The 21753-nt window shown below is 64.2% G+C and carries 21 protein-coding genes; 17 read left to right on the top strand and 4 right to left on the bottom strand.

Annotated features, from left to right (window positions below; translation table 11 throughout):
* Nucleotides 1-9: 9 nt before the first annotated feature.
* The 3 genes from I6F12_RS03490 to I6F12_RS03500 form a co-directional block, all read right to left on the bottom strand.
* Nucleotides 10-981, bottom strand: a complete 972-nt coding sequence (locus tag I6F12_RS03490) for an ABC transporter permease (RefSeq protein ID WP_225146101.1) — start codon at nt 979-981, stop codon at nt 10-12.
* A gap of 11 nt (nt 982-992) precedes the next feature.
* Entirely contained in the window at nt 993-1973 is a 981-nt protein-coding gene (locus tag I6F12_RS03495; RefSeq protein ID WP_036025775.1) for an ABC transporter permease, read from the bottom strand.
* A gap of 104 nt (nt 1974-2077) precedes the next feature.
* Nucleotides 2078-3673, bottom strand: coding sequence for an ABC transporter substrate-binding protein (locus I6F12_RS03500; protein WP_225139583.1), 1596 nt, complete (start codon nt 3671-3673; stop codon nt 2078-2080).
* Between the two features lie 328 nt (nt 3674-4001).
* Between I6F12_RS03500 and I6F12_RS03505 the strand changes: the two genes are divergently transcribed.
* From I6F12_RS03505 to I6F12_RS03530, 6 genes are all read left to right on the top strand, one after another.
* Nucleotides 4002-4259, top strand: a complete 258-nt coding sequence (locus I6F12_RS03505; protein WP_036004778.1) for a DUF6489 family protein — start codon at nt 4002-4004, stop codon at nt 4257-4259.
* Complete coding sequence (locus I6F12_RS03510; protein WP_225146100.1) at nt 4259-5059, top strand: alpha/beta hydrolase; 801 nt, start codon at nt 4259-4261, stop codon at nt 5057-5059. The genes I6F12_RS03505 and I6F12_RS03510 overlap by 1 nt, the downstream gene beginning before the upstream one ends.
* Before the next feature lie 45 nt (nt 5060-5104).
* The gene (locus I6F12_RS03515) at nt 5105-6655 is read left to right on the top strand and encodes a wax ester/triacylglycerol synthase family O-acyltransferase (protein ID WP_036025769.1); all 1551 of its coding nucleotides are present in this window, start codon (nt 5105-5107) and stop codon (nt 6653-6655) included.
* Nucleotides 6656-6665: 10 nt separating this feature from the next.
* A complete protein-coding gene (locus I6F12_RS03520) occupies nt 6666-7661 on the top strand; it encodes an alpha/beta hydrolase (protein WP_036004787.1) in 996 nt (331 codons plus the stop codon).
* Between the two features lie 159 nt (nt 7662-7820).
* On the top strand, nt 7821-11057 hold the full coding sequence (locus I6F12_RS03525; RefSeq protein ID WP_225146099.1) for a cytochrome P450: 3237 nt from the start codon (nt 7821-7823) through the stop codon (nt 11055-11057).
* 139 nt (nt 11058-11196) lie between these two features.
* On the top strand, nt 11197-11871 hold the full coding sequence (locus I6F12_RS03530; protein WP_036025757.1) for a spermidine synthase: 675 nt from the start codon (nt 11197-11199) through the stop codon (nt 11869-11871).
* Here I6F12_RS03530 and I6F12_RS03535 read toward each other — a convergent pair.
* Nucleotides 11868-12782: an alpha/beta hydrolase gene (locus tag I6F12_RS03535; protein WP_225146098.1), complete on the bottom strand. Its 915-nt coding sequence runs from the start codon at nt 12780-12782 to the stop codon at nt 11868-11870. The genes I6F12_RS03530 and I6F12_RS03535 overlap by 4 nt on opposite strands.
* Nucleotides 12783-12944: 162 nt before the next feature.
* Here I6F12_RS03535 and I6F12_RS03540 point away from each other — a divergent pair, with 162 nt between their 5' ends.
* The 11 genes from I6F12_RS03540 (at nt 12945) to paaD (ending at nt 21752) form a co-directional block, all read left to right on the top strand.
* A complete protein-coding gene (locus tag I6F12_RS03540; RefSeq protein WP_036004795.1) occupies nt 12945-13325 on the top strand; it encodes a hypothetical protein in 381 nt (126 codons plus the stop codon).
* Nucleotides 13322-14404 (top strand): alpha/beta fold hydrolase, encoded by a 1083-nt coding sequence (locus I6F12_RS03545; protein ID WP_225155509.1) that lies wholly within the window; start codon nt 13322-13324, stop codon nt 14402-14404. The genes I6F12_RS03540 and I6F12_RS03545 overlap by 4 nt, the downstream gene beginning before the upstream one ends.
* Nucleotides 14401-14994, top strand: a complete 594-nt coding sequence (locus I6F12_RS03550; protein ID WP_225127366.1) for a GNAT family N-acetyltransferase — start codon at nt 14401-14403, stop codon at nt 14992-14994. Before I6F12_RS03545 ends, I6F12_RS03550 begins: the two co-directional genes overlap by 4 nt.
* 223 nt (nt 14995-15217) lie before the next feature.
* The gene (locus tag I6F12_RS03555; protein WP_036004804.1) at nt 15218-15673 is read left to right on the top strand and encodes a phasin; all 456 of its coding nucleotides are present in this window, start codon (nt 15218-15220) and stop codon (nt 15671-15673) included.
* A gap of 186 nt (nt 15674-15859) precedes the next feature.
* On the top strand, nt 15860-17146 hold the full coding sequence (locus tag I6F12_RS03560; protein WP_109144504.1) for a DUF445 domain-containing protein: 1287 nt from the start codon (nt 15860-15862) through the stop codon (nt 17144-17146).
* 202 nt (nt 17147-17348) lie between these two features.
* Nucleotides 17349-18119, top strand: a complete 771-nt coding sequence (locus I6F12_RS03565) for an alpha/beta hydrolase (protein WP_109144503.1) — start codon at nt 17349-17351, stop codon at nt 18117-18119.
* 131 nt (nt 18120-18250) lie between these two features.
* Nucleotides 18251-19117, top strand: a complete 867-nt coding sequence (gene paaX, locus I6F12_RS03570; protein ID WP_225155510.1) for a phenylacetic acid degradation operon negative regulatory protein PaaX — start codon at nt 18251-18253, stop codon at nt 19115-19117.
* Between the two features lie 75 nt (nt 19118-19192).
* The gene (gene paaA / locus I6F12_RS03575; RefSeq protein ID WP_057027226.1) at nt 19193-20185 is read left to right on the top strand and encodes a 1,2-phenylacetyl-CoA epoxidase subunit PaaA; all 993 of its coding nucleotides are present in this window, start codon (nt 19193-19195) and stop codon (nt 20183-20185) included.
* Nucleotides 20186-20194: 9 nt separating this feature from the next.
* Complete coding sequence (paaB, locus tag I6F12_RS03580) at nt 20195-20482, top strand: 1,2-phenylacetyl-CoA epoxidase subunit PaaB (protein WP_109144501.1); 288 nt, start codon at nt 20195-20197, stop codon at nt 20480-20482.
* The gene (gene paaC / locus I6F12_RS03585) at nt 20482-21258 is read left to right on the top strand and encodes a 1,2-phenylacetyl-CoA epoxidase subunit PaaC (protein ID WP_225155511.1); all 777 of its coding nucleotides are present in this window, start codon (nt 20482-20484) and stop codon (nt 21256-21258) included. Before paaB ends, paaC begins: the two co-directional genes overlap by 1 nt.
* A complete protein-coding gene (paaD, locus tag I6F12_RS03590) occupies nt 21252-21752 on the top strand; it encodes a 1,2-phenylacetyl-CoA epoxidase subunit PaaD (RefSeq protein WP_225155512.1) in 501 nt (166 codons plus the stop codon). The genes paaC and paaD overlap by 7 nt, the downstream gene beginning before the upstream one ends.
* The last annotated feature ends 1 nt before the right edge of the window (nt 21753 follow it).

Raw genomic sequence — 21753 nt, forward strand, 5'->3', positions numbered from 1 at the left:
GAGGCGTATTCATCGAAGCTTCGGATTGAGCGCGTCGCGCAGCCAGTCGCCGAGCAGATTGATCGATAGGATCAGCGTTGCGAGCGCGAGCCCCGGGAAGGCGACGATCCACCATTCGCCGGCGAACAGATAATTGTTGCCGATGCGGATCAGCGTGCCGAGCGAGGGCATGGTATCGGGCAGGCCGACGCCGAGGAAGGACAGCGTCGCCTCGGTGATGATGGCGAGCGCAAGGTTGATGGTGGCGATGACCAGAATCGGGCCCATCGTGTTCGGCAGCACGTGCCGCAGCATGATCTTCGGCGCCGGCAGGCCGATCAGCTGTGCGGCGGCGACGTAGTCCTTGTTCTTCTCGACCATCACGGAGCTGCGCACCGTCCGGGCATAGCCGACCCAGAAGCTCAGGCCGATCGAGATCACCAGCACCACCAGCATGCTGGTGGCGTCCAGCCGGTTGCCGAGGATTGATTTCGCGATGCCGTTGACCAGCAGCGCGATCAGGATTGCAGGGAATGTCAGCTGCACGTCGGCGATCCGCATGATCACGCCGTCCACTGCGCCGCCGAAATAGCCGGCGATCAGGCCGAGGGCGATGCCGAGCGCGCCGGCGAAGATCACGCCGGCGACACCCACGGCGAGCGAGATGCGCATGCCATAGAGAATCGCGGAGAACACGTCGCGGCCCTGCTCGTCGGTGCCAAGCAGGAACGGGCTCTGGCCGTCCGCAGTCCACAGCGGTGAAATCCGCGAATTCATCAATTGCAGCTGTGCCGGATCGAACGGGTTCTGCACCGCGAGCACGGATGCAAAGATCGCAAGCAGGAAGAACAGGACCGTGATAGCCGCAGCCACCATGGTGAGCTTGGAGCGGCGGAACGAATAGAACAAGTCGCTGTCGAGCGTGCGGCTGAACCAGCCATGGGCGGCCTGCACCGGCTGCGCGCTCTGCTTGTCGGAATTGGAGACGACTGCGTCGGACATTGCAGGCTGCCCTATGCGGCGCGACCGACGGTCGAGCGCAGGCGCGGATCGACCACCGTGTAGAGAATGTCGACCACCAGATTGATGGTGACGAAGATCAGTGAAACCATCAGCAGGTAGGCGGCCATGATCGGAATGTCGACGTTTTGCACGGCCTGGACGAACAGAAGCCCCATGCCCGGCCATTGGAACACGGTTTCGGTGATGATCGAAAATGCAATAACCGAGCCAAACTGAAGCCCGGCCACGGTGATCACCGGAATCAGCGTGTTCTTCAGCGCGTGGCCGAAATGGATCGCACGCGTGGTCAGCCCCCTCGCGCGGGCGAAGCGGATATAGTCGGTCCGCAACACTTCCAGCATCTCCGCGCGCACCAGCCGCATGATCAGGGTCATCTGGAACAGGCCGAGCGTGATCGAAGGCATGATCAGTGCCTTCAGTCCCGACACCGTGAGCAGGCCGGTCGTCCACCAGCCGAGCTTGACCACCTCGCCGCGGCCGAACGAGGGCAACCAGCCCAATGTCACAGCGAACAGGTAGATCAGGAGAATGCCGATCAGGAAGGTCGGCAGCGAGATGCCGATCAGCGAGACCGCCTGGAATAGTTTGGCCAGCACGGTATCGCGCTTGAGCGCCGAATAGACGCCCATCAGGATGCCGAACACCATTGCAAACACGGTCGCACAGATCGCAAGTTCCAGCGTCGCGGGCATGCGCTCCATCAACAGCGTCGCGACCGGCTGGCGGAACTGGTAGGAGACGCCGAACTTGAACTGCGCCGCATCGGCGAAATAGCGCACGAACTGCACCGGCACGGGGTCATCGAGGCCGAGCGACTTGCGCACGATCGCGCGTTCGGCGGCCGAGGTGTCGATCGAGACGATCTGGTTGACGGGGTCGCCGGCGAAGCGGAACATCGAGAACGCGATGATGCCGACGGCGAACATGACGCCGATGGCCTGAACGGCGCGGCGAAGCGTGAAAGCGAGCATGCCTTCCACTGTCCTTGGGTGAGCGTACGGCCGACGTCCTTGGCGGCCGGAAAAGAAAAGGTCCCGGAAGGCGGATGCCGCCGGGACCTCGTGTTCAACCGATCCTATTCCTTCTTGGTTGCCCAGTGGAACATGACGAGATTGTCGGCGCGCTGCGGCAGGTTCACCTTCTTCGAAACGCCCCAGGCCAGCGCCTGCTGGTGCAGCGGGATGTAGGACCAGTCCTTCATGCCGATTTCGTAGGCCTGCTTGATCAACTGGTTGCGCTTGGTGGTGTCGGCTTCGACCAGCACCTTGTCGGTGATGGCGTCGAACTCCTTGTTGCAATAGCCGCCGAGATTGGCCTCGCCGCGCGAGGATTTCGCATCGTCGCGGCAGCCCATGATGTCGTAGAGCACGTTGTGGGAATCCATCGTGCTCGGAGTCCAGCCCAAAAGGTAGAACGAGGTCTGGTAGCCGCCCTGCTTCAGCACCTTGGCGAAGTACTGCGCCTTCGGTTGCGCCAGGAGATTGATCTTGACGCCGATGCGGGCGAGCATGCCGACCACGGCCTGGCAGATCGCGGCGTCGTTGACGTAGCGATCGTTCGGGCAGTCCATGGTGACCTCGAAGCCGTCGGGGTAACCGGCTTCGGTCAGGAGCTTCTTGGCGCCGTCAGGATCGAATTTCGGCCGCGTGAACTCCTTGGACAGCACGAACAGTTCCGGTGCGATCATCAGCGCCGACGGCGTCGACAGCCCGCGCATCACGCGCGTCTTGATCAGCTCGATGTCGATCGCCTTGTAGAAGGCCTCGCGGACGCGGACGTCCTTGAACGGGTTCTTGCCCTTGATGTTGGAGTAGAGCAGCTCGTCACGCATCTGGTCAAAGCCGAGGAAGATGGTGCGCAGCTCCGGTCCCTTCAGCACCTGGGCGTTCGGGCTGGAATCGACGCGGGAGATGTCCTGGATCGGAACCGGCTCGATGACGTCGACTTCGCCCGAGAGCAGGGCGGCGACGCGGGTGGCGTCGGAAGCGATCGGGGTGAAGATGATCTCCTTGAGATTGCCTTCGACCTTGCCCCAGTAATTGGGATTGGCCTTGAACACCGTCTTCACGCCGGGCTGATGGCTTTCGATGATGAAGGGACCGGTGCCGTTCTCGTTCAGTGAGGCATAGCTCGGCGTGGTCGCCGCCACCGGCGTCGGATCGACGACGTTGTTCTCCTCGGCCCATTTCTTGTTCATGATGTACCAGACATCCCACGCGTTGTGCAGGATGGGATTGGGCGAGGGCAGGACGAAGTCGACCGTGTAGTCGTCGACCTTCACTACCTTGACGTCGGGCGCAAGGCGGGTCTGCATGTTCGACCCCTTCTTGCGGACGCGATCGGCCGAGAACACCACGTCGTCGGCGGTGAATGGGTTGCCGTTGTGGAATTTCACGCCCTTGCGCAAATGGAAGCGCCAGCGGGTCGGCTCCGGGGTTTCCCAGCTTTCCGCCAGTGCCGGAATGATCTTGAGGTCCTTGTCGCGCGCGGTGAGGCCCTGATAGACGTGGCCGAGATGGGCGTGGGTGGTGCTCTCGTTCAGGGTATAGGGGTCGAGCGACTTCAGGTCACCCTGGTTGGCATAACGTAGCGTCTGGCTGGTCGCTGGCGAGACCGCCAACGCAAGCGTACCTGCGAGCGTCGCCGCAAACAGACTTTGACCGATTGACATTCTTGACCCTCTCCACACTGCCGCGCCGGTGATTTTTGATTGTTCGGCGGGGCTGACCGATCCATGTTGCCCAGAGTTCTCGACCCGTGCAAGCGTCATTCCAGCAAGGAACGCGCCAAGTTGCACCGCTGTGCAGCAATGCTGCCCGGCGTCCCCCGCGGCCGGCCGGCGAGCTTCTGCGCGGGTCGCGGGCCAGCCAATTTGATTGATTGACCATACGAGCCGATTGGGGAAGCCGATCCCAGCGGCTTCCCCTCAGGTCGCTTGCCTTGCAGACCTTCTCGCGGTGATACTCCGACGGGCCGCTCGAATCTCATCTGGAGGGGACATGAAGGTTAACATCGAAATCGACTGCACCCCCCTTGAGGCCCGCCAGTTCTTCGGTCTGCCCGATGTGGGGCCGATGCAGACGGCCGTGATGGACAAGCTGCAGCAGCAGGTTCTCAGCAACATCGAGAAGGTCTCGCCGGAATCGCTGATCCAGAGCTGGTTCACCTTCGATCCCAAGATCGCCGAGCGGTTTCAGGACATGTTCGTCGCGATGGCAGGCCTCGGCGGCACGCGCAGCGGCGACAAGAAAAAATAGTGTCGCCCGGGCCGGACGGGGCGCTGCAAGAAGGCCGGCTTCGTCCGCCGGGTCTCGGCCTGCTGCTCGCCGAGGCCCGTGGGCTATTCGAGTTGAATGCGAGCCTCTTGCTGTCGCCGCTCCTGATCCGGGCGCCGCGGGGCGATGGCCATCCGGTGCTGGCGCTGCCGGGCTTTCTCGCCAGCGACCTCTCGATGGTGCCGATACGGCGCTACCTCAGCGAGCTCGGTTATGCGGCGCATGCCTGGCGGATGGGCCGCAATCTCGGCGGGCTCGGGCGAATGCGGGATTCGCTGCGCATGCGCTTGGCCGAAATCCATGCCGCCACGGGACGCAAGGTCAGCCTGGTCGGTTGGAGTCTCGGCGGCGTCTATGCCCGCGATCTCGCGCTTTGGGCGCCGGACAAGGTCCGCTACGTCGTCACGCTCGGCAGCCCTTTCGCCAACGATGTGCGGGCGACCCACGCGACGCGGCTCTATGAGACGTTATCCGGCGAGAAGGTGGAGGACTATGCGGAAGCACGCGAGGCGATTGCCGGCGATCTGCCGGTGCCGGCAACGTCGATCTATTCGCGCGCCGACGGCGTCGTGAACTGGCGGACCTGTCTGCTGCGCCCCTCCGACCGTGCCGAGAACATCGAGGTGCACCTGGCGAGCCATATTGGGCTTGGCGTGAACCCGGCGGTGCTGTGGGCCGTGGCGGATCGCCTGGCGCAACCGGAGGGAGACTTCCGGCCATTTGACCGGGCGGGGCCGTTTGCCATTGCATATGCCCCGCCGGACCGGGCAGTATCGGCCTGACGAGAAGCGCCGCCAAGGCGCCCGTCGAATACTCGGGAGGGAACCATGGCTGACGGTAAGAAGCTGTCGTCGCTTGACGCGTCGTTTCTCTATCTGGAAACACCGGAGATGCCGATGCATGTCGGCAGCATGGCGATCTTCCGCCTGCCTGACGACTACAAGGGCGATTTCTTCGAAGAGTTCAAGGCGATGATCGTCTCGCGCCTGCACATCGCGCCGATTCTCAAGGCGCGGCTGGAGAAGGCGCCGCTCGACATCGATCATCCCTCCTGGGTCGAGGACGACCAGTTCGACATCGACCGCCACATCTTCCGGGCAAGCCTGCCGCAGCCGCGCGACCGCGCCACGCTCGAGCGCATCGTCGGCTGGATGCATGCCAAGCTGCTCAACCGCGCCCGTCCGCTCTGGGAGTTCTACGTGTTCGAGGGCATGAAGGACAACGAGGTCGGGCTCTATTCCAAGATGCACCATGCCGCGATCGATGGCGGCGCCGGTGCGGCGCTGACCAACATGATCTACGACATCTCGCCGATCCCGCGGAAGGTCGATCCGCCGACCGCGGGCAGCAAGCCCGGGCAGGAGCCGCGCGACATCGCCGCCAACCTGCTCGACTCCTATCAGCAGCTGTTCAGCCAGCCGCTGGAGGCTTCGCAAGCGGCGAAGAACCTGCAGCTGCCCCGCACCGGCAAGAGCGATATCGGCTCGATCCTGTTCGACAACGCTATGTACCAGATCGAGAGCGCGGTGCGCTTCGCCGGCAACATCCCGACCGTGCTCAAGAGCGTCTCCGACGTGCTCGGCAAGATCGCCGATCCGAAGTCGCGCGAGAGCCTTGCCAGCATGGTGTCGCCGCCGACCATGCTCAACAAGACGATCTCCTCGGAGCGGAGCTTTGCCGGCGTATCGATCCCGCTGTCGCGGGCGAAGGCGCTGGCCAAGCAGGCCGGCGGCAAGCTCAACGACGTGGTGCTGGCGCTCGCCTCCGGCGTCGTCCGCCGCTATCTCCTGCGATACGGCACGCTGCCGGCGAAATCCCTGACCGCAGCGGTGCCGATCTCGCTGCGGGAGGAGGGCAACACCGAGGCCAACAACCAGGTGTTCGGCATGATCTGCTCGATCGCCACCAACATCGAGGATCCCAAGGCGCGGCTGGAAGCGATCATCGCGCAATCAACCAAGTCCAAGGAGATGTCGCATCCTTTGCGGGCTTTGATGCCGCAGGTCTCCAACATCTCGATGCTGGGCGCGCCGATCATGGTGCAGATTCTGGCGCTACTCTATAGCCGCTCGAACCTCTCCGACGTGCTGCCGCCCGCGGCCAACATCACCGTGTCCAACGTGCCCGGGCCACGGCAGACGCTCTATGCCGCCGGTGCCGAGCTCTTGCACATCTTCCCGGTGTCTATCTCGACCCACGGGCAGGCACTCAACATCACCGTGCAGAGCTATCGCGACCAGCTCGATTTCGGCTTTATCGTCGGTGCCAACATCATTCCGCATGTGCAGGTGATGTGCGACATGCTGCCTGAGGAATTCGCCGCGCTGGAGGCGGCGTACACGCCGCCGGCCGCTGATATCAAGGGCGCCGCCGAGTAAGGACTTTGCAATGATTGAAATGCCGCCGCTCAAGTTCGCGACGACGAACGGAATCCGCATGGGCTATTACGAGGCGGGCCCGTCCGATGACAAACCGCCGGTCGTGCTGTGCCACGGCTGGCCGGAGCTCGCATTCTCCTGGCGTCACCAGATCAAGGCACTAAGCGAGGCCGGCATCCGCGTAGTCGCGCCCGACCAGCGTGGCTACGGCGCGACCGACCGGCCCGAGCCGGTCGAAGCCTATGACATGGAGCACCTGACCGGCGATCTCGTCGGTCTGCTCGATCATCTCGGGATCGACAAGGCGATCTTCGTCGGCCACGACTGGGGCGGCTTCGTCGTCTGGCAGATGCCGCTGCGGCATCCCACGCGCGTCGCCGGAGTCGTCGGCGTCAACACCCCGCATTGGGACCGCATGCCGATCGACCCGATCGCGCTGTTCCGCCAGCGTTACGGCGACCAGATGTACATCGTCCAGTTCCAGGATCCCGCGCGCGAGCCGGACAAGATCTTCGGCAGCCGCGTCGAGCAGACCTTCGACGCCTTCATGCGCAAGCCGCTGGCAAAGCCGGCAGCGAAACCGGACGAGCCGCCGATCGCGGGTGTCGGCGCCTCGTCGAAAACCAACCTGGCTTTCCCGCAGATGATTGCGGCGTACGACGCCAAGGTCGATCCGCGCACGCCGATCCTGTCGGCTGATGAGAAGAAGGTGTTCGTCGACACCTTCACGAAGACCGGCTTCACCGGCGGCATCAACTGGTACCGCAACTTCACCCGCAACTGGGAGCGCGCCGAGGGGCTGGACCACCACATCCACGTGCCCTCGTTGATGATCATGGCGGAGAATGATGCCGTGCTGCCGCCCTCGGCGGCCGACGGCATGGAGAAACTGATCGATGATCTCGAGAAGTATCTGGTGAAGGACAGCGGCCATTGGACGCAACAGGAGAAGCCGGAGGAGGTCAGCGCCAAGCTGATCGAGTGGCGGAGAAGGCGGTTTGGCTAGCGGTCGTCATTGGGAACGCGTCATTGCGAGGAGCCCGCGACAAATTGCCAAGCAATTTGCGCTGGCGACGAAGCAATCCAGACTGCCTCCACGGATACATTTCTGGATTGCTTCGCTTCGCTCGCAACGACGACATTGAGGCAGGGGGACTACATTTCGATGTCATCCAAGAACCGTCTGGACCCGATTCCGCAGCCGCCGACCAAGCCAGTGGTCGGCAATATGCTGTCGCTGGACGCGGCCGCTCCCGTGCAGCACCTGACGCGGCTTGCCAAGGAGCTCGGTCCGATCTTCTGGCTTGACATGATGGGCTCGCCGATCGTCGTCGTCTCCGGCCACGATCTCGTCGACGAGCTCTCCGACGAGAAGCGGTTCGACAAGACGGTGCGCGGCGCGCTGCGGCGCGTGCGTGCGGTCGGCGGCGACGGCCTCTTCACCGCCGACACCCGTGAGCCGAACTGGAGCAAGGCGCACAACATCCTGCTGCAGCCTTTCGGCAACCGCGCCATGCAGTCCTATCACCCGAGCATGGTCGACATCGCCGAGCAGCTCGTCCAGAAATGGGAGCGGCTCAACGCCGACGACGAGATCGACGTCGTCCACGACATGACCGCGCTGACGCTGGATACGATCGGCCTGTGCGGCTTCGAGTACCGCTTCAACTCGTTCTACCGGCGCGACTACCATCCTTTCGTCGAGTCACTGGTACGATCGCTCGAAACCATCATGATGACGCGCGGCCTGCCGTTCGAGCAGCTCTGGATGCAGAAGCGGCGCAAGACGCTGGCCCAAGACGTCGCCTTCATGAACAAGATGGTCGACGAGATCATCGCCGAGCGGCGCAAGAGCGCGGAAGGCATCGACGACAAGAAGGACATGCTCGCCGCGATGATGACCGGCGTCGACCGTTCCACCGGCGAGCAGCTCGACGACGTCAATATCCGCTACCAGATCAACACCTTCCTGATCGCAGGGCACGAGACCACCAGCGGCCTGTTGTCCTACACGCTGTACGCGCTGCTCAAGCACCCGGAGATTCTCAAGAAGGCCTATGACGAGGTCGACCGGGTCTTCGGCCCCGACGTCAACGCCAAGCCGACCTATCAGCAGGTGACGCAGCTCACCTATATCACGCAGATCCTCAAGGAGTCGTTGCGGTTGTGGCCGCCGGCGCCGGCCTACGGCATCTCGCCGCTGAACGACGAGACCATCGGCGGCGGCAAGTACAAGCTCAGGAAAGGAACGTTCGTCACCATTCTGGTGACGGCGCTGCATCGTGATCCAAGCGTGTGGGGTCCCAATCCCGACGCGTTCGACCCCGAGAATTTCAGCCGCGAGGCGGAGGCAAAACGGCCGATCAATGCCTGGAAGCCGTTCGGCAACGGCCAGCGCGCCTGCATCGGCCGCGGCTTCGCCATGCACGAGGCAGCGCTCGCGCTCGGCATGATCCTGCAGCGCTTCAAGCTGATCGACCACCAGCGCTACCAGATGCACCTGAAGGAGACGCTGACCATCAAGCCGGAAGGCTTCAAGATCAAGGTGCGGCCGCGCGCCGATCGCGAGCGCGGCGCCTATGGCGGGCCCGTTGCCGCTGCGTCCTCGGCGCCAAAGGCGCAGCGTCAGCCCACCACGCGGCCCGGCCACAACACGCCGATGCTGGTGCTCTACGGCTCCAATCTCGGTACCGCCGAGGAGCTCGCAACGCGCATGGCCGATCTTGCCGAGATCAACGGTTTTGCCGTGCATCTCGGCCCGCTCGACGACTATGTCGGCAAGCTGCCGCAGGAGGGCGGGGTGCTGATCATCTGCGCCTCCTATAACGGCGCGCCGCCGGACAATGCGACGCAGTTCGTCAAATGGCTCGGTGAGGATCTGCCGAAGGATGTCTTCGCCGGTGTGCGCTACGCCGTGTTCGGCTGCGGCAACAGCGACTGGGCCGCGACCTATCAATCGGTGCCGCGCTTCATCGACGAGCAATTGTCGAAGCATGGTGCGCGCGCGGTCTATCCGCGCGGCGAGGGCGATGCCCGCAGCGATCTCGACGGCCAGTTCCAGAAATGGTTCCCCGCCGCCGCGCAAGTCGCGACCAAGGAGTTCGGCATCGACTGGAATTTCACCCGCACCGCCGAGGACGATCCGCTCTATGCAATCGAGCCGGTCGCGGTGACCGCCGTCAACACCATCGTCGCCCAGGGCGGCGCAGTGGCGATGAAGGTTCTGGTCAATGACGAGCTCCAGAACAAGTCCGGCGCGAATGCTTCCGAGCGCTCGACGCGCCACATCGAGGTGCAGTTGCCGGCCAACCTCAGCTACCGCGTCGGCGATCACCTCAGCGTCGTTCCGCGCAACGATCCTACGCTGGTTGATTCAGTTGCCCGCCGCTTCGGCTTTTTGCCGGCCGATCAGATCAGGCTTCAGGTGGCCGAAGGCCGGCGCGCGCAATTGCCGGTCGGCGCGGCCGTGTCGGTTGGCCGCCTGCTCAGCGAGTTCGTCGAGCTGCAGCAGGTCGCGACGCGCAAGCAGATCCAGATCATGGCCGAGCACACCCGCTGCCCCGTCACCAAGCCGAAGCTGCTGGCCTTCGTCGGCGAGGAGGCGGAACCGCTCGAGCGCTATCGCTCCGAGATCCTCGCCAAGCGCAAATCGGTGTTCGACCTGCTGCTCGAATATCCGGCTTGCGAACTACCGTTCCACGTCTATCTCGAAATGCTGTCGCTGCTGGCGCCGCGCTATTACTCGATCTCCTCCTCGCCGTCGGTCGACCCCGCGCGTTGCAGCGTCACGGTCGGCGTGGTCGAAGGTCCGGCTGCCTCGGGCCGCGGCACCTACAAGGGCATCTGCTCGAACTATCTCGCCAATCGGCGGGAGGGCGATACGATCTATGCCACCGTGCGCGAGACCAAGGCGGGCTTCTGCCTGCCGGACGATCCTTCCGTGCCTGTTATCATGATCGGTCCGGGCACGGGACTTGCGCCGTTCCGCGGCTTCCTCCAGGAGCGCGCGGCGCGCAAGGCGAAAGGGGCCGCGCTCGGCCCGGCCATGTTGTTCTTCGGCTGCCGCCATCCCGACCAGGATTTTCTTTACGCGGAGGAGCTGAAGGCGCTGGCGGCGAGCGGCATCACCGAGCTGTTCACGGCATTCTCGCGCGCGGACGGGCCGAAGACCTATGTGCAGCACGTGATCGCGGCGCAGAAGGACAAGGTCTGGCCGCTGATCGAGCGGGGCGCGATCATCTATGTGTGCGGCGATGGCGGCAAGATGGAGCCCGACGTGAAGGCGGCGCTCGTCGCGATCCACCGCGACAAGAGCGGCAGTGATGCCGCGGCAGGCGCGCGCTGGATCGAGGAGATGGGCGCGAACAACCGCTATGTGCTGGACGTCTGGGCGGGCGGGTAGCCGCAGATCGTGGGGTGGGTTAGCCCCGCGGATTGCGCGAAGCGCAAACCACTAGGCGTAACCCACCAATTCTGTCCGAGCGGCGGGTTACGCCTTCGGCTAACCCACCCTACGATCCTGTTCGTGCTAAAGCATTCCCATGATTCCCTGGGAAAAGATTGACACCGCCAAAATTCCCGGTTCCGACGAGGAGCTTCGCCTGATGCGCCGGGGCAAGGAGTTCTCCATCAAGCTCGGCACCAACGAGCTGATGAACAGCCGCCTGTCGGGGTCGGAAGCAGCGCTGGCAACCCTTGCCGCGAAGCAGATCGAGAAAGTCGCAAAGCCCGTCGTTCTCATCGGCGGTCTCGGCATGGGTTTTACGCTACGCGCGGCGCTGGCCGTGCTCGGAGCCCAGGCGAAGATCGTGGTCTCCGAGTTGGTGCCGTCGGTGGTCGCCTGGGCACGAGGCCCGATGGCGGAGGTCTTCGGAGATAGCCTCGATGATGCCAGGGTGAGCATTCGCGAGATCGATGTTGGCGAAGTCATCCGGGCGAAGCGTTCGGCCTTCGACGCCATCCTGCTCGACGTCGACAACGGTCCCGAGGGGCTGACCCGGAAAGGCAATGACGCGCTCTACGATGCGCGCGGGCTGCAGGTTGCGAAGACGGCGCTGCGGGCGGGAGGCGTGCTGGCCGTCTGGTCGTCTGGACCCAATGCGGCATTCACAGGGCGCCTCAAGCGCGCCGGCTTCGACGTCAACGAAGTCAACGTTCGCGCCACCGGCAGAGGCGGCGGCGCGCGCCACGTGATCTGGATCGCGCGGAAGGGCTAGGCCGCCTGCGCCGCCGCGCCATGCGCATGCTTGTCGATCGCGTCGATGATCTCCGGCCAGAAGCGCATGGGCAGCGCGTGGCCCATGCCCTCGATCATCAGCAGCTTTGCGTTCGGGATCGACGCGGCCGTATCCTTGCCGCCTTCAGGGCGAACCAACGGATCGACGGTGCCGTGAATCACGAGGGTCGGAACCTTCACGGCGTGCAGCCGCTCCTTGCGGCTGCCGGAGGCAAGCACGGCGCGGAGCTGGCGGCCGACGCCGGCCGGATTGAGCCCGCGTGCAAACACCCGCTCGGCGCGGCCAGGGTCGAGCGCTTCCTCTTCCGGGAAATGCCCGGCGCGCAGCACCTTCCAGGTCTGGCCATAGCGGACGATGAACTCCTCCTTGCTGCGCGGCGGCGGTGCCATCAGCACCGCGGCGGCCTCGCGCGTCGGCGGCGGCACGCGCGGATTGCCCGTCGTCGACATGATCGAGGTCAGCGAGCGCACGCGGTGCGGAAACGACAGCGTCACCTCCTGCGCGATCATGCCGCCCATGGACGCCCCGACGAGATGCGCCGACTTGATGCCGAGCGCATCCATCAGCCCGACCGTGTCCTTTGCCATGTCGATCAGCTTGTAGGTCGCGGCCACCGGGATGCGCAAGAAGCGCAGCTTCAGCAGCTCGAACGGCGTCAGCCGCTTGCCGCCGGTGAGATGGCTCGACTTGCCGATGTCGCGATTGTCGAAGCGGATCACGCGGAAGCCGCGTGCGGCGAGCTGCTCGCAGAATGCATCGTCCCAATGGATCATCTGCGCCCCGAGGCCCATGATCAGCAGCAGCGGCTCGGCATTGTCGTTGCCGAAGATCTCGTAGCAGATGTCGATGCCGTTGGCGCGGACGGTCTGGGGTGGTTGATGGGCGGTCACGGGTTCCTCCTGCTGACCGATGCTGTATCGCACGGTTTCATTTCACGAAGAAGCCGCGTCTCCGACGTTGCGTCGGTTGCTTGCCGGTTGACCGGCACCGCGCAACGGTGTGGTATGGCGGGACAAGAAGGGTGCAAAGCCCTCCGCATTGGGAGGACGCCGATGACCGACAAGATCACCGATCCGGTCGCCTTGTGGCAGAAGATGGTTGGCGAAATGGAGAAGGGTTTCAACTCCTTCGCGACCAAGGCGATGGAGACGCCCGAATTCTCGCAGGCCATGAACCGCGCCGGCGGCGTTGCTGCAGGTGCTCAGAAGCAATTCGGCGATCTCATGGAGAGGTACCTGATCTCGATGAACCTGCCGAGCCGCGAGCAGATGACCGGCATCGCGGAACGGCTCCAGTCGATCGAAGGCCAGCTCGGCGAGATCAAGTCGATGCTGAGCCAGATGTCGGCCACTTCGGGCGCGCCGCAACCCGGCGCCGCGCCGCGGCCACCGCGAACCAAGCGTCCGCCGTCCGAAGGCGGAGACCAAAAATGAACGCGCCGGCGGGACTTGATCTTGCCTCGATCCCGGAGCGCATCCAGTCCGAGGTGCAGCGCGCGATTCAGCGCAGCATCAAGGGCGTCGAATATTTCTCGACCTCGGGCCCCTCGCTCGGCTCGACGCCAAAGGACGTGCTGCACTCGCGCGGCACCATGAGCCTCTATCACTACCGGCCGATGTCGGACGAGATCTACCGCGTGCCGGTGCTGATCGTAATGGCAACCACCAATCGCGGCTACATCCTCGACCTCGTGCCCGGCCAGAGCTTCATCGAGTTCCTGCTGAAACGCGGCTACGACGTCTACATGCTGGACTGGAGCGCGCCGAGGCCGGAGGAGAAGAGCCTGCGCATGGAGGACTATGTCCTCGACTTCATTCCGGACTGCGTCCGCCGCGTGCAAGCCGATTCCGGCGAGCAGGACGTCTCCGTCATCGGCTATTGCTTTGGCGGCGTGCTGTCGCTGCTCTACGGCTCGATCCACAAGGACGGGCCAATGAAGAACCTGATCTGCTTCACCACGCCGATCGACTTCCGGGAGATGAAGCTGTTCTCGAACTTCTCCGACCGCCGCTATTTCGACGTCGACCACCTCGTCGACAGCGTCGGCAACGTGCCGCCGGAGATGATCCTGTCCTCGTTCGAGATGCTGCGGCCGGCCTCGCGCACGGTGAGCCAGATCCAGCTCTGGGAAAACATCTGGAACGACGAGTTCGTGAAGTCGTACCGCATGTTCGACCGCTGGGCGACCGACACGCTGCCGCTCGCCGGCGAATATTTCCGCACCATCACCAAGGACCTGATGTGGGACAACAAGCTGTTCGACGGCACCATGTCGGTCGGCGGCCGTGCGGCCAGGCTCGAGAACATCACGGTGCCGATCCTGCATGCCGTCGCCGAGCACGATCATATCGTGCCCTATGAGGCGGCCAAGCACCTGATCGCCAAGGTCGGCTCGACCGACAAGGAAGAGGTGATCCTGAAGGGCGGTCACGTTTCGCTCGTTGCCGGCGCCAACGCGGTGAAGCGGCTGTGGCCGAAACTGGATTCCTGGCTGGGAAAGAGATCGATATGAGCGAGCAGCGTTCCTATCCGCGCCATGTCAAGACCGACGCCGGCACTATCGAGATCCGCCTGATGTCGCCCGCGGACGAGGCCGCGGTGCTGGCTTTTGGCAAGGGCCTGCCGACCCATGACCTGTTGTTCCTGCCACGCAACATCAGCGAGCCGAAGGTGCTGTCGGCCTGGGTCAAGGAAATCGAGCGCGGAGCTATTCAGAGCCTGCTCGCGGTGAGAGAGGGCAGGGTCGTTGGTTGCGGCACGCTGGTGCGCGATCCCCATTCCTGGTCGCCTCATGTCGGTGAGATCCGGATGGTGGTTTCGCCTGAGGTCCGCGGCAAGGGCGTGGGCAAGGCGCTGTCGCAGGAGACTTTTGCGCTGGCGCTCGGAGCGGGCCTGGAAAAGCTCTCGGTCCAGATGACGGTGGATCAGCAGGCGGCGATCGCCCTGTTCGAGAGCCTCGGCTTCAAGGCCGAGGCCCTGCTGCGGGACCATGTCCGGGACGTCGACGGCAAGACCCACGACATCGTCGTGCTCGGCCACAACATCGCGCAGGTCCAGGCTCAGATGGAGGCCTACGGCCTGCCTGGCGCCGTGCAGCACTAAACAGGGGGCGTCCGACATTGGGTCCGGATCGGACCCATTCACGTGCCCCCATGGCTACGGAAGCATCAGGATGCCTCTCGCGAGGGCTGTTCACTATTTCGTGATATCGCACTGCAATATCAATATTGCAATGCACAATTAACCGTGCCATATAGGTCGTGCCCCGGGCCAATGCGGACGGGGTGAGCCCATAGCTCAAACCATTGAGGATGGAGAGAACCCCATGACCACTGAAACCAACACCGCTTTCGAGGGCTTCAAGGACGCTTTCAAGAACATCCAGAACCTGGAAGTTCCCGAGGCCGCCCGCGAATTCGTCAAGAAGACTGCCAACACTGCCAAGGACCGTGCTGCCGAGGTGTTCGCTGGCTCCGAGCGCGTGACCGCCGCCGTCGAGAACGCGGTGACCGAGTCCATCACCGAGGCCGGCAAGATCAGCCGCAACATCCAGCAGGCGATCTACGAGGACGCCGAGGCGTTCTTCTCGGGCATCGACAAGCTCGCGTCCGCCAAGTCGGTCAGCGAAGCCGTCGAGATCCAGTCGAGCCTGCTCCGCTCCCGCGGCGAAGTGTTCGTCTCGCGCGCCAAGGCGACCGCCGACTATCTCGGCAAGCTCGCCGCCAACGGTGCGAAGTCCGCTCAGGACAATTTCGCCAAGGTCTACAGCAAGACCGCCTGATCTGGCGCCTGAGCACAAACTGAATTTAAGGCCCGCTTCGGCGGGCCTTTGTTTTTGCGCCGCCGTCATTGCGAGGAGCTCGCGACAAAATTGCGTAGCAATTTTGCGCTGATGCGACGAACAATCCAAAGTCTTTGAACGATTCTGGATCGCTTCGCTCGCAATGACGAGTACTGTGATGCAGTCATGGACTCATCTGTCACCTTTTCCTTCGACGCCCCCGGCGATGCCGAACGAGCGGCCGAGCTGCGCCGCGTCAAGGCGCTGGCGACTTTGGTGCTGGCCGCGACGCTGGCACTGTTCGTCGTCGCGAAATGGCTTCTGCCCGTGCATCCCGTGTTCGGCTTCATTGCCGCCTTCGCCGAGGCCGCGACCATCGGCGGGCTCGCCGACTGGTATGCCGTGGTGGCGCTGTTCAAGCGGCCGCTCGGCCTGCCGATCCCGCACACCGCGATCATCCAGAGCAACCAGGCCCGCATCGCCGACAAGCTCGGCGAATTCATCCAGGTGCATTTCCTCGAGGCGGGTCCAGTCGAAGCCAAGCTGAAGGAGATCGACTTCGGCTCCTTCGTCGCCGACTGGTTGCGCGACCGCAAGCGCAGCGACGACCTTGCGCGCTTTGCGCTGCGGCTGTTGCCGGAGGCCGTATCCGCAACCGAAAGCTCCGGCCTGATGACCTTCATCATCCGCCGCATGTCCTCGCAGCTCCAGGCGATCGACCTCGCGCCGCTCGCGGCCGGCACGCTGCGCGGCTTCGTCGCGGAGGGACGGCACCAGATCCTGTTCGACGATCTCCTGCGCGTGATGCACGAGACCTTGAACCAGACGGAGACGATGGCGATGATCCGCGAGAAGGTGCGCGCGGAATTGCCGACCCTGCTCAAGCTCTATCGCGCCGACAAGTTTCTGGTGAACAAGATCGTGGCCTCCGCCACCGCCTTCTTCAACGAAGTGCGCAGCGATCCCAAGCATCCGTTCCGCGGCGAGTTCGACCGCATGGTGCTGAACTTCGTCGACAGGCTCGGCACCGATCAGGCCTATATCGACCGCATCGACGGCCTGAAACGCGATCTCCTGGCGCGGCCGGAGCTTGCCGATCTCGCCCGCACCGTCTGGGCCAACACGCGCTCCTTCATCGAGCGCAGCGCGAGCGGCGAGACGCAGGTGCTGCAACATCATCTCGCCGGGATGTTCGTCTCGGCTGGCGAGGCGCTCGCCGGCGATGCCGAGCTGCGCGGCGAGATCAACAAGGGTCTCGTGACCGTGCTGCGCAGCTTCGTCGCGGACCAGAAGAGCGGCGTCTCCACCTTCATCTCCGATCAGGTCAAGGCGTGGAATATGACGCAGCTGATTTCGCTGATCGAAATCAACATCGGCCGCGACCTGCAATACATCCGCTTCAACGGCTCGTTGATCGGCGGGCTCGCCGGGCTCGCGCTCTACACCGTAGAATTCCTGCTCCGATTGTTGTGACTTTTGCGTCACGGCCGTTAGCATTAACGCGCGGACCTATTGTCGCCCCGCGTCTCTCCCGCTTGAATGTCGGGAACCGGCCGCCTAGCTGATTCATGTTGCGCTGCGGAACGATCAAGAAGCCGGTGCATTGGAATTCATGCCGATTTGCCGGTCTCGCTGCCGGCGGCCTTTCCAGGAATTCTTCCCAGGGGAAATATTGATGACCGCAACTGCCCAGACGCTGCGCCCGCCGTCCCGCACCTTGATGTTTCTGGAGGGGCGCGCGATCCACGAGTTCGGCGCATTCCTCGGCGCGCTGCCGCTGTTGAGCCTTGCGCCGCGCGGTGATGGGCATCCGGTGCTGGTGCTGCCAGGCCTCGTGGCCTCCGACACCTCCACTGGCGCGCTGCGCACGTTTCTGAGCAGCAAGGGCTATGCAGTGGCTGGTTGGCGCCAAGGCCGCAACTACGGCCTGCGGCCCGGCGTGCAGGATGCGATGCTCGATCAGATCCGAGAGCTCAACGACACCCACGGCCGCAAGATCAGCTTGGTCGGTTGGAGCCTCGGTGGCATCTATGCGCGCCAGCTTGCCAAGATGGTGCCTGACAGCGTGCGCCAGGTGATTACGCTTGGTAGCCCCTTTGCCGGCGATCCACGCTCAACCAACGCCTGGCGCGTCTATGAATGGGCGAGCGGCCGCAAGGCCGACGAGGTTGATCCGCGTTTCGGCGGCGAGCTTGCCGCTCCGCCGCCGGTGCCGACCACCGCCATCTTCAGCCGCACCGACGGCGTCTGTGCCTGGCAGGGCTGCATGGAGAAGTCGGGCGCACAGACCGAGAGCATCGAGGTCGAGAGCAGCCATTGCGGCATGGGTCATCATCCGGCCGCCGTCTATGCCGTAGCCGATCGCCTCGCGCAGAAGGAAGGCCAGTGGCGCCCGTTCGATCGCAGCGGCTGGCGCAGCGTGGTGTATCCCGATCCGCATCGGTAGCGCTCCTCTTCACCTCTCCCTGCAAGCTGGGCGAGGTCGGATTGCATCGGAGATGCGATAGCGGGGAGAAGGAGAAGAGCCGTCGTCCCGCTCCACTGTCGCGCCTGCACCAAACGCGCTAAGGCTGCCGCATGGCGCATCCGCTCTCTCGTATCATCGACCAGCTCAAGCGCGAGCCCTCGCGCACCGGCTCCATCGTCATCACAGTGTTTGGTGATGCCATCGTGCCGCGTGGTGGCTCGGTGTGGCTCGGCACGCTTCTGGAATTCTTCGAAAGCCTCGACATCGACAGCGGCGTGGTGCGCACCGCAATGTCGCGGCTTGCCGCCGACGGCTGGCTGACGCGCGAGAAGGTCGGCCGCAACAGTTTCTATCGCCTGGCCGACAAGGGCCGCCAGACCTTCGAGGCCGCGACGCGCCACATCTACGATCCGCCGCCGTCCGACTGGACCGGGCGCTTCGAGCTGCTGCTGATCGGCAATGGCGAGGATCGCGACGCTTCGCGCGAAGCGCTCCGCAATGCCGGCTTCGGCAGCCCGCTGCCCGGCGTGTGGGTCGCGCCATCGGGCGTTCCGGTGCCGGATGAGGCCGCGGGCGCGATCCGGCTCGAAGTCTCGGCGGAGGACGACAGCGGCCGCCGTCTGCTCAGCGCGAGCTGGCCGCTCGATCGGACCGCCGATGCCTATCTGAAATTCATGAAGACGTTCGAGCCGCTGCGCGCCGCGATCGCGCGCGGCACGGATCTGTCCGAGGCCGACGCCTTCACCGCGCGGATCCTCTTGATCCACCATTACCGCCGCGTCGTGCTGCGCGATCCATTGCTGCCCGAGAGCCTGCTGCCGCCGGATTGGCCGGGCAGGGCCGCCCGCGAACTCTGCGGCGAGATCTATCGCGCGCTGCTTGCTCCGTCCGAACAATGGCTCGACAGCCATGGAACCAATGAAAAAGGGCCGTTGCCGCCCGCGCGAAAGCTGCTGGAACGAAGGTTCGGCGCTTGACCATTATGTTACAGAAATAACTTGCATGATGTAAATCTTGTTATATATTCTCTCCCAATAAACGGGAGGATGCGCATGTACACCCAGGCGCTGAACACGGCCGAGACCGCTGATCGCGATCTCGAGGACGCAGGCAAAGCTGCGCAATTCCAGGCCCGCATCGATGCCGAGGAGCGCATCGAGCCGAACGATTGGATGCCGGCGGCCTATCGCAAGACGCTCACCCGCCAGATCTCCCAGCACGCGCATTCCGAAATCGTCGGCATGCTGCCCGAAGGCAACTGGATCACGCGCGCGCCGACCTTGCGCCGCAAGGCCGCGCTGCTCGCCAAGGTGCAGGATGAATGCGGCCACGGGCTCTATCTCTATGCCGCCGCCGAGACGCTCGGCTCCTCGCGCGAGGAGCTGGTCGACGCCATGCTCGCCGGCAAGGCCAAATATTCATCGATCTTCAACTATCCGACGCTGACCTGGGCGGACATCGGCACGATCGGCTGGCTGGTCGACGGCGCCGCGATCATGAACCAGATCCCGCTGTGCCGCTGCTCCTACGGGCCTTATGCGCGCGCGATGATCCGCGTCTGCAAGGAAGAGTCCTTCCACCAGCGCCAGGGTTACGAGATCATGGTGACGCTGTGCCGCGGCTCGGAGGAGCAGAAGGCGATGGCGCAGGACGCGCTGAACCGCTGGTGGTGGCCGGTGCTGATGATGTTCGGTCCGCCCGACGCGACGAGCCAGCACAGCGACACCTCGACGAAGTGGAAGATCAAGCGCTTCTCCAATGACGAGCTGCGCCAGAAGTTCGTCGATGCCACCGTGCCGCAGGCGCAATATCTCGGCCTCACCATTCCCGATCCCGGCATGACGCAGGACGCTGACGGCCACTGGCGCTACAGCGAGATCGACTGGACCGAATTCAAGCAGGTGCTGGCCGGCAACGGCCCCTGCAATCGCGACCGCATGGCCGCGCGCCGCAAGGCGCACGAGGAGGGCGCCTGGGTGCGCGAGGCGGCAGCTAGCTATGCCGCCAAGCGCGCCCAGCGTCAGACCGCCCAGGCTGCCGAATAGGAGACCGATATGGCCACGCCGAACACGCCGCTGTGGGAAGTCTTCATTCGCAGCCGCAACGGGCTCGCACACAAGCATGTCGGCTCGCTGCATGCGAGCGATGCGACCATGGCGCTGCAGGCCGCCCGCGACATCTACACCCGGCGCGGCGAGGGCCTGTCGATCTGGGTCGTGCCCTCGAGCGCGATCACCGCGAGCGATCCCGCCGAGAAGGGCATGATGTTCGAGCCGGCGGAATCCAAGATCTACCGGCACCCGACGTTCTACGAGGTGCCGGATGAAGTGGGGCACATGTAATGGTGGTCGCCAACATCCAGGTCTCCGAAACCCCGCTGGTGATCTACGCGCTGCGCCGCGCCGACGATGCGCTGATCCTCGGTCATAGGCTGTCGGAATGGTGCGGGCACGCGCCGATGCTGGAAGAGGACATGGCGCTCTCCAACATCGCGCTCGACCTGATCGGCCAGGCGCGGGAGCTCTACACCTTTGCCGCCAAGGTCGAAGGCAGGGACAACGACGAGGACAAGCTCGCTTACTTGCGTGACGTGCGGCAGTACCGCAATCTTCTCCTAGTCGAGCAGCCCAACGGCGATTTTGCCCAGACCTTGGTGCGGCAATTCTTCTATTCCGCCTTCGCCGATCACTACTGGCGCGCGATGATGAATTCGCGCGATGCGACGCTGGCGGCGATTGCTGCGAAATCGGAGAAGGAGAGTGCCTACCATCTGCGCCATGCCTCGGAATGGATCATCCGGCTCGGCGACGGCACGGAGGAGAGTCATCGCCGGGCGCAGGCTGCGATCGACAATCTCTGGGCCTTTACCGGCGAGATGTTTGCCGTGGACGACGGCGAACGCGCGCTGATCCATGGTGGCATTGCCGTCGATCCCGCAAGCTTGCGCGGGCGCTGGCTGGCGACGCTCTCGGAGGTCACGCGTGAAGCAACGCTCGCGCTGCCGCAGAACGACTGGATGCAGCAGGGCGGCCGCTCCGGTCGTCACAGCGAGCATCTCGGCCACCTCCTGTCGGAGCTGCAATCGATGCAGCGAACTTTCCCGGGGCTGATATGGTGACGGTGACCGATGACGCCGCGCTGCGCCAGCGCGCCTGGGACGCCGCCGCAAGCGTGGTCGATCCGGAAATTCCGGTGCTGAGTATCGCCGATCTCGGCGTGCTGCGCGACGTCGTTCTCGACGGCGATCATGTCGAAGTCGCGATCACGCCGACCTATTCGGGCTGCCCAGCCATGAACATGATCGCGCTCGAAATTGAGCTCGCGCTGGAGCGCGCCGGTTTCCATCAACCGAAGGTACGAACCGTGCTGTCGCCGGCCTGGACCACGGACTGGATGAGCGAGGAAGGCCGCAAGAAGCTGCGCGCCTACGGCATCGCGCCCCCGCAAGCCGCGAGCTCGCGCCGCGCGCTGTTCGGCGCGCAGACGGTGGCGTGCCCGCAATGCGGCTCGGACAAGACCGAGCTGCTGTCCGAATTCGGCTCGACCTCCTGCAAGGCGCTCTGGCGCTGCAAGGCCTGCCGCGAACCCTTCGACTACTTCAAGTGCCATTGAC

Origin of the sequence: Bradyrhizobium sp. IC4059 (genome assembly GCF_020193615.1) — a bacterium.
GTDB classification, from domain to species: Bacteria; Pseudomonadota; Alphaproteobacteria; order Rhizobiales; family Xanthobacteraceae; genus Bradyrhizobium; species Bradyrhizobium yuanmingense.

Bases quoted from the DNA above. Each gene is read 5' to 3' on its own strand.
- I6F12_RS03490 (WP_225146101.1), bottom strand. From the start codon at position 981: ATGTCCGACGCAGTCGTCTCCAATTCCGACAAGCAGAGCGCGCAGCCG.
- I6F12_RS03495 (WP_036025775.1), bottom strand. From the start codon at position 1,973: ATGCTCGCTTTCACGCTTCGCCGCGCCGTTCAGGCCATCGGCGTCATG.
- I6F12_RS03500 (WP_225139583.1), bottom strand. From the start codon at position 3,673: ATGTCAATCGGTCAAAGTCTGTTTGCGGCGACGCTCGCAGGTACGCTT.
- I6F12_RS03505 (WP_036004778.1), top strand. From the start codon at position 4,002: ATGAAGGTTAACATCGAAATCGACTGCACCCCCCTTGAGGCCCGCCAG.
- I6F12_RS03515 (WP_036025769.1), top strand. From the start codon at position 5,105: ATGGCTGACGGTAAGAAGCTGTCGTCGCTTGACGCGTCGTTTCTCTAT.
- I6F12_RS03520 (WP_036004787.1), top strand. From the start codon at position 6,666: ATGATTGAAATGCCGCCGCTCAAGTTCGCGACGACGAACGGAATCCGC.
- I6F12_RS03525 (WP_225146099.1), top strand. From the start codon at position 7,821: ATGTCATCCAAGAACCGTCTGGACCCGATTCCGCAGCCGCCGACCAAG.
- I6F12_RS03530 (WP_036025757.1), top strand. From the start codon at position 11,197: ATGATTCCCTGGGAAAAGATTGACACCGCCAAAATTCCCGGTTCCGAC.
- I6F12_RS03540 (WP_036004795.1), top strand. From the start codon at position 12,945: ATGACCGACAAGATCACCGATCCGGTCGCCTTGTGGCAGAAGATGGTT.
- I6F12_RS03545 (WP_225155509.1), top strand. From the start codon at position 13,322: ATGAACGCGCCGGCGGGACTTGATCTTGCCTCGATCCCGGAGCGCATC.
- I6F12_RS03550 (WP_225127366.1), top strand. From the start codon at position 14,401: ATGAGCGAGCAGCGTTCCTATCCGCGCCATGTCAAGACCGACGCCGGC.
- I6F12_RS03555 (WP_036004804.1), top strand. From the start codon at position 15,218: ATGACCACTGAAACCAACACCGCTTTCGAGGGCTTCAAGGACGCTTTC.
- I6F12_RS03560 (WP_109144504.1), top strand. From the start codon at position 15,860: ATGGACTCATCTGTCACCTTTTCCTTCGACGCCCCCGGCGATGCCGAA.
- I6F12_RS03565 (WP_109144503.1), top strand. From the start codon at position 17,349: ATGACCGCAACTGCCCAGACGCTGCGCCCGCCGTCCCGCACCTTGATG.
- paaX (WP_225155510.1), top strand. From the start codon at position 18,251: ATGGCGCATCCGCTCTCTCGTATCATCGACCAGCTCAAGCGCGAGCCC.
- paaA (WP_057027226.1), top strand. From the start codon at position 19,193: ATGTACACCCAGGCGCTGAACACGGCCGAGACCGCTGATCGCGATCTC.
- paaB (WP_109144501.1), top strand. From the start codon at position 20,195: ATGGCCACGCCGAACACGCCGCTGTGGGAAGTCTTCATTCGCAGCCGC.
- paaC (WP_225155511.1), top strand. From the start codon at position 20,482: ATGGTGGTCGCCAACATCCAGGTCTCCGAAACCCCGCTGGTGATCTAC.
- paaD (WP_225155512.1), top strand. From the start codon at position 21,252: ATGGTGACGGTGACCGATGACGCCGCGCTGCGCCAGCGCGCCTGGGAC.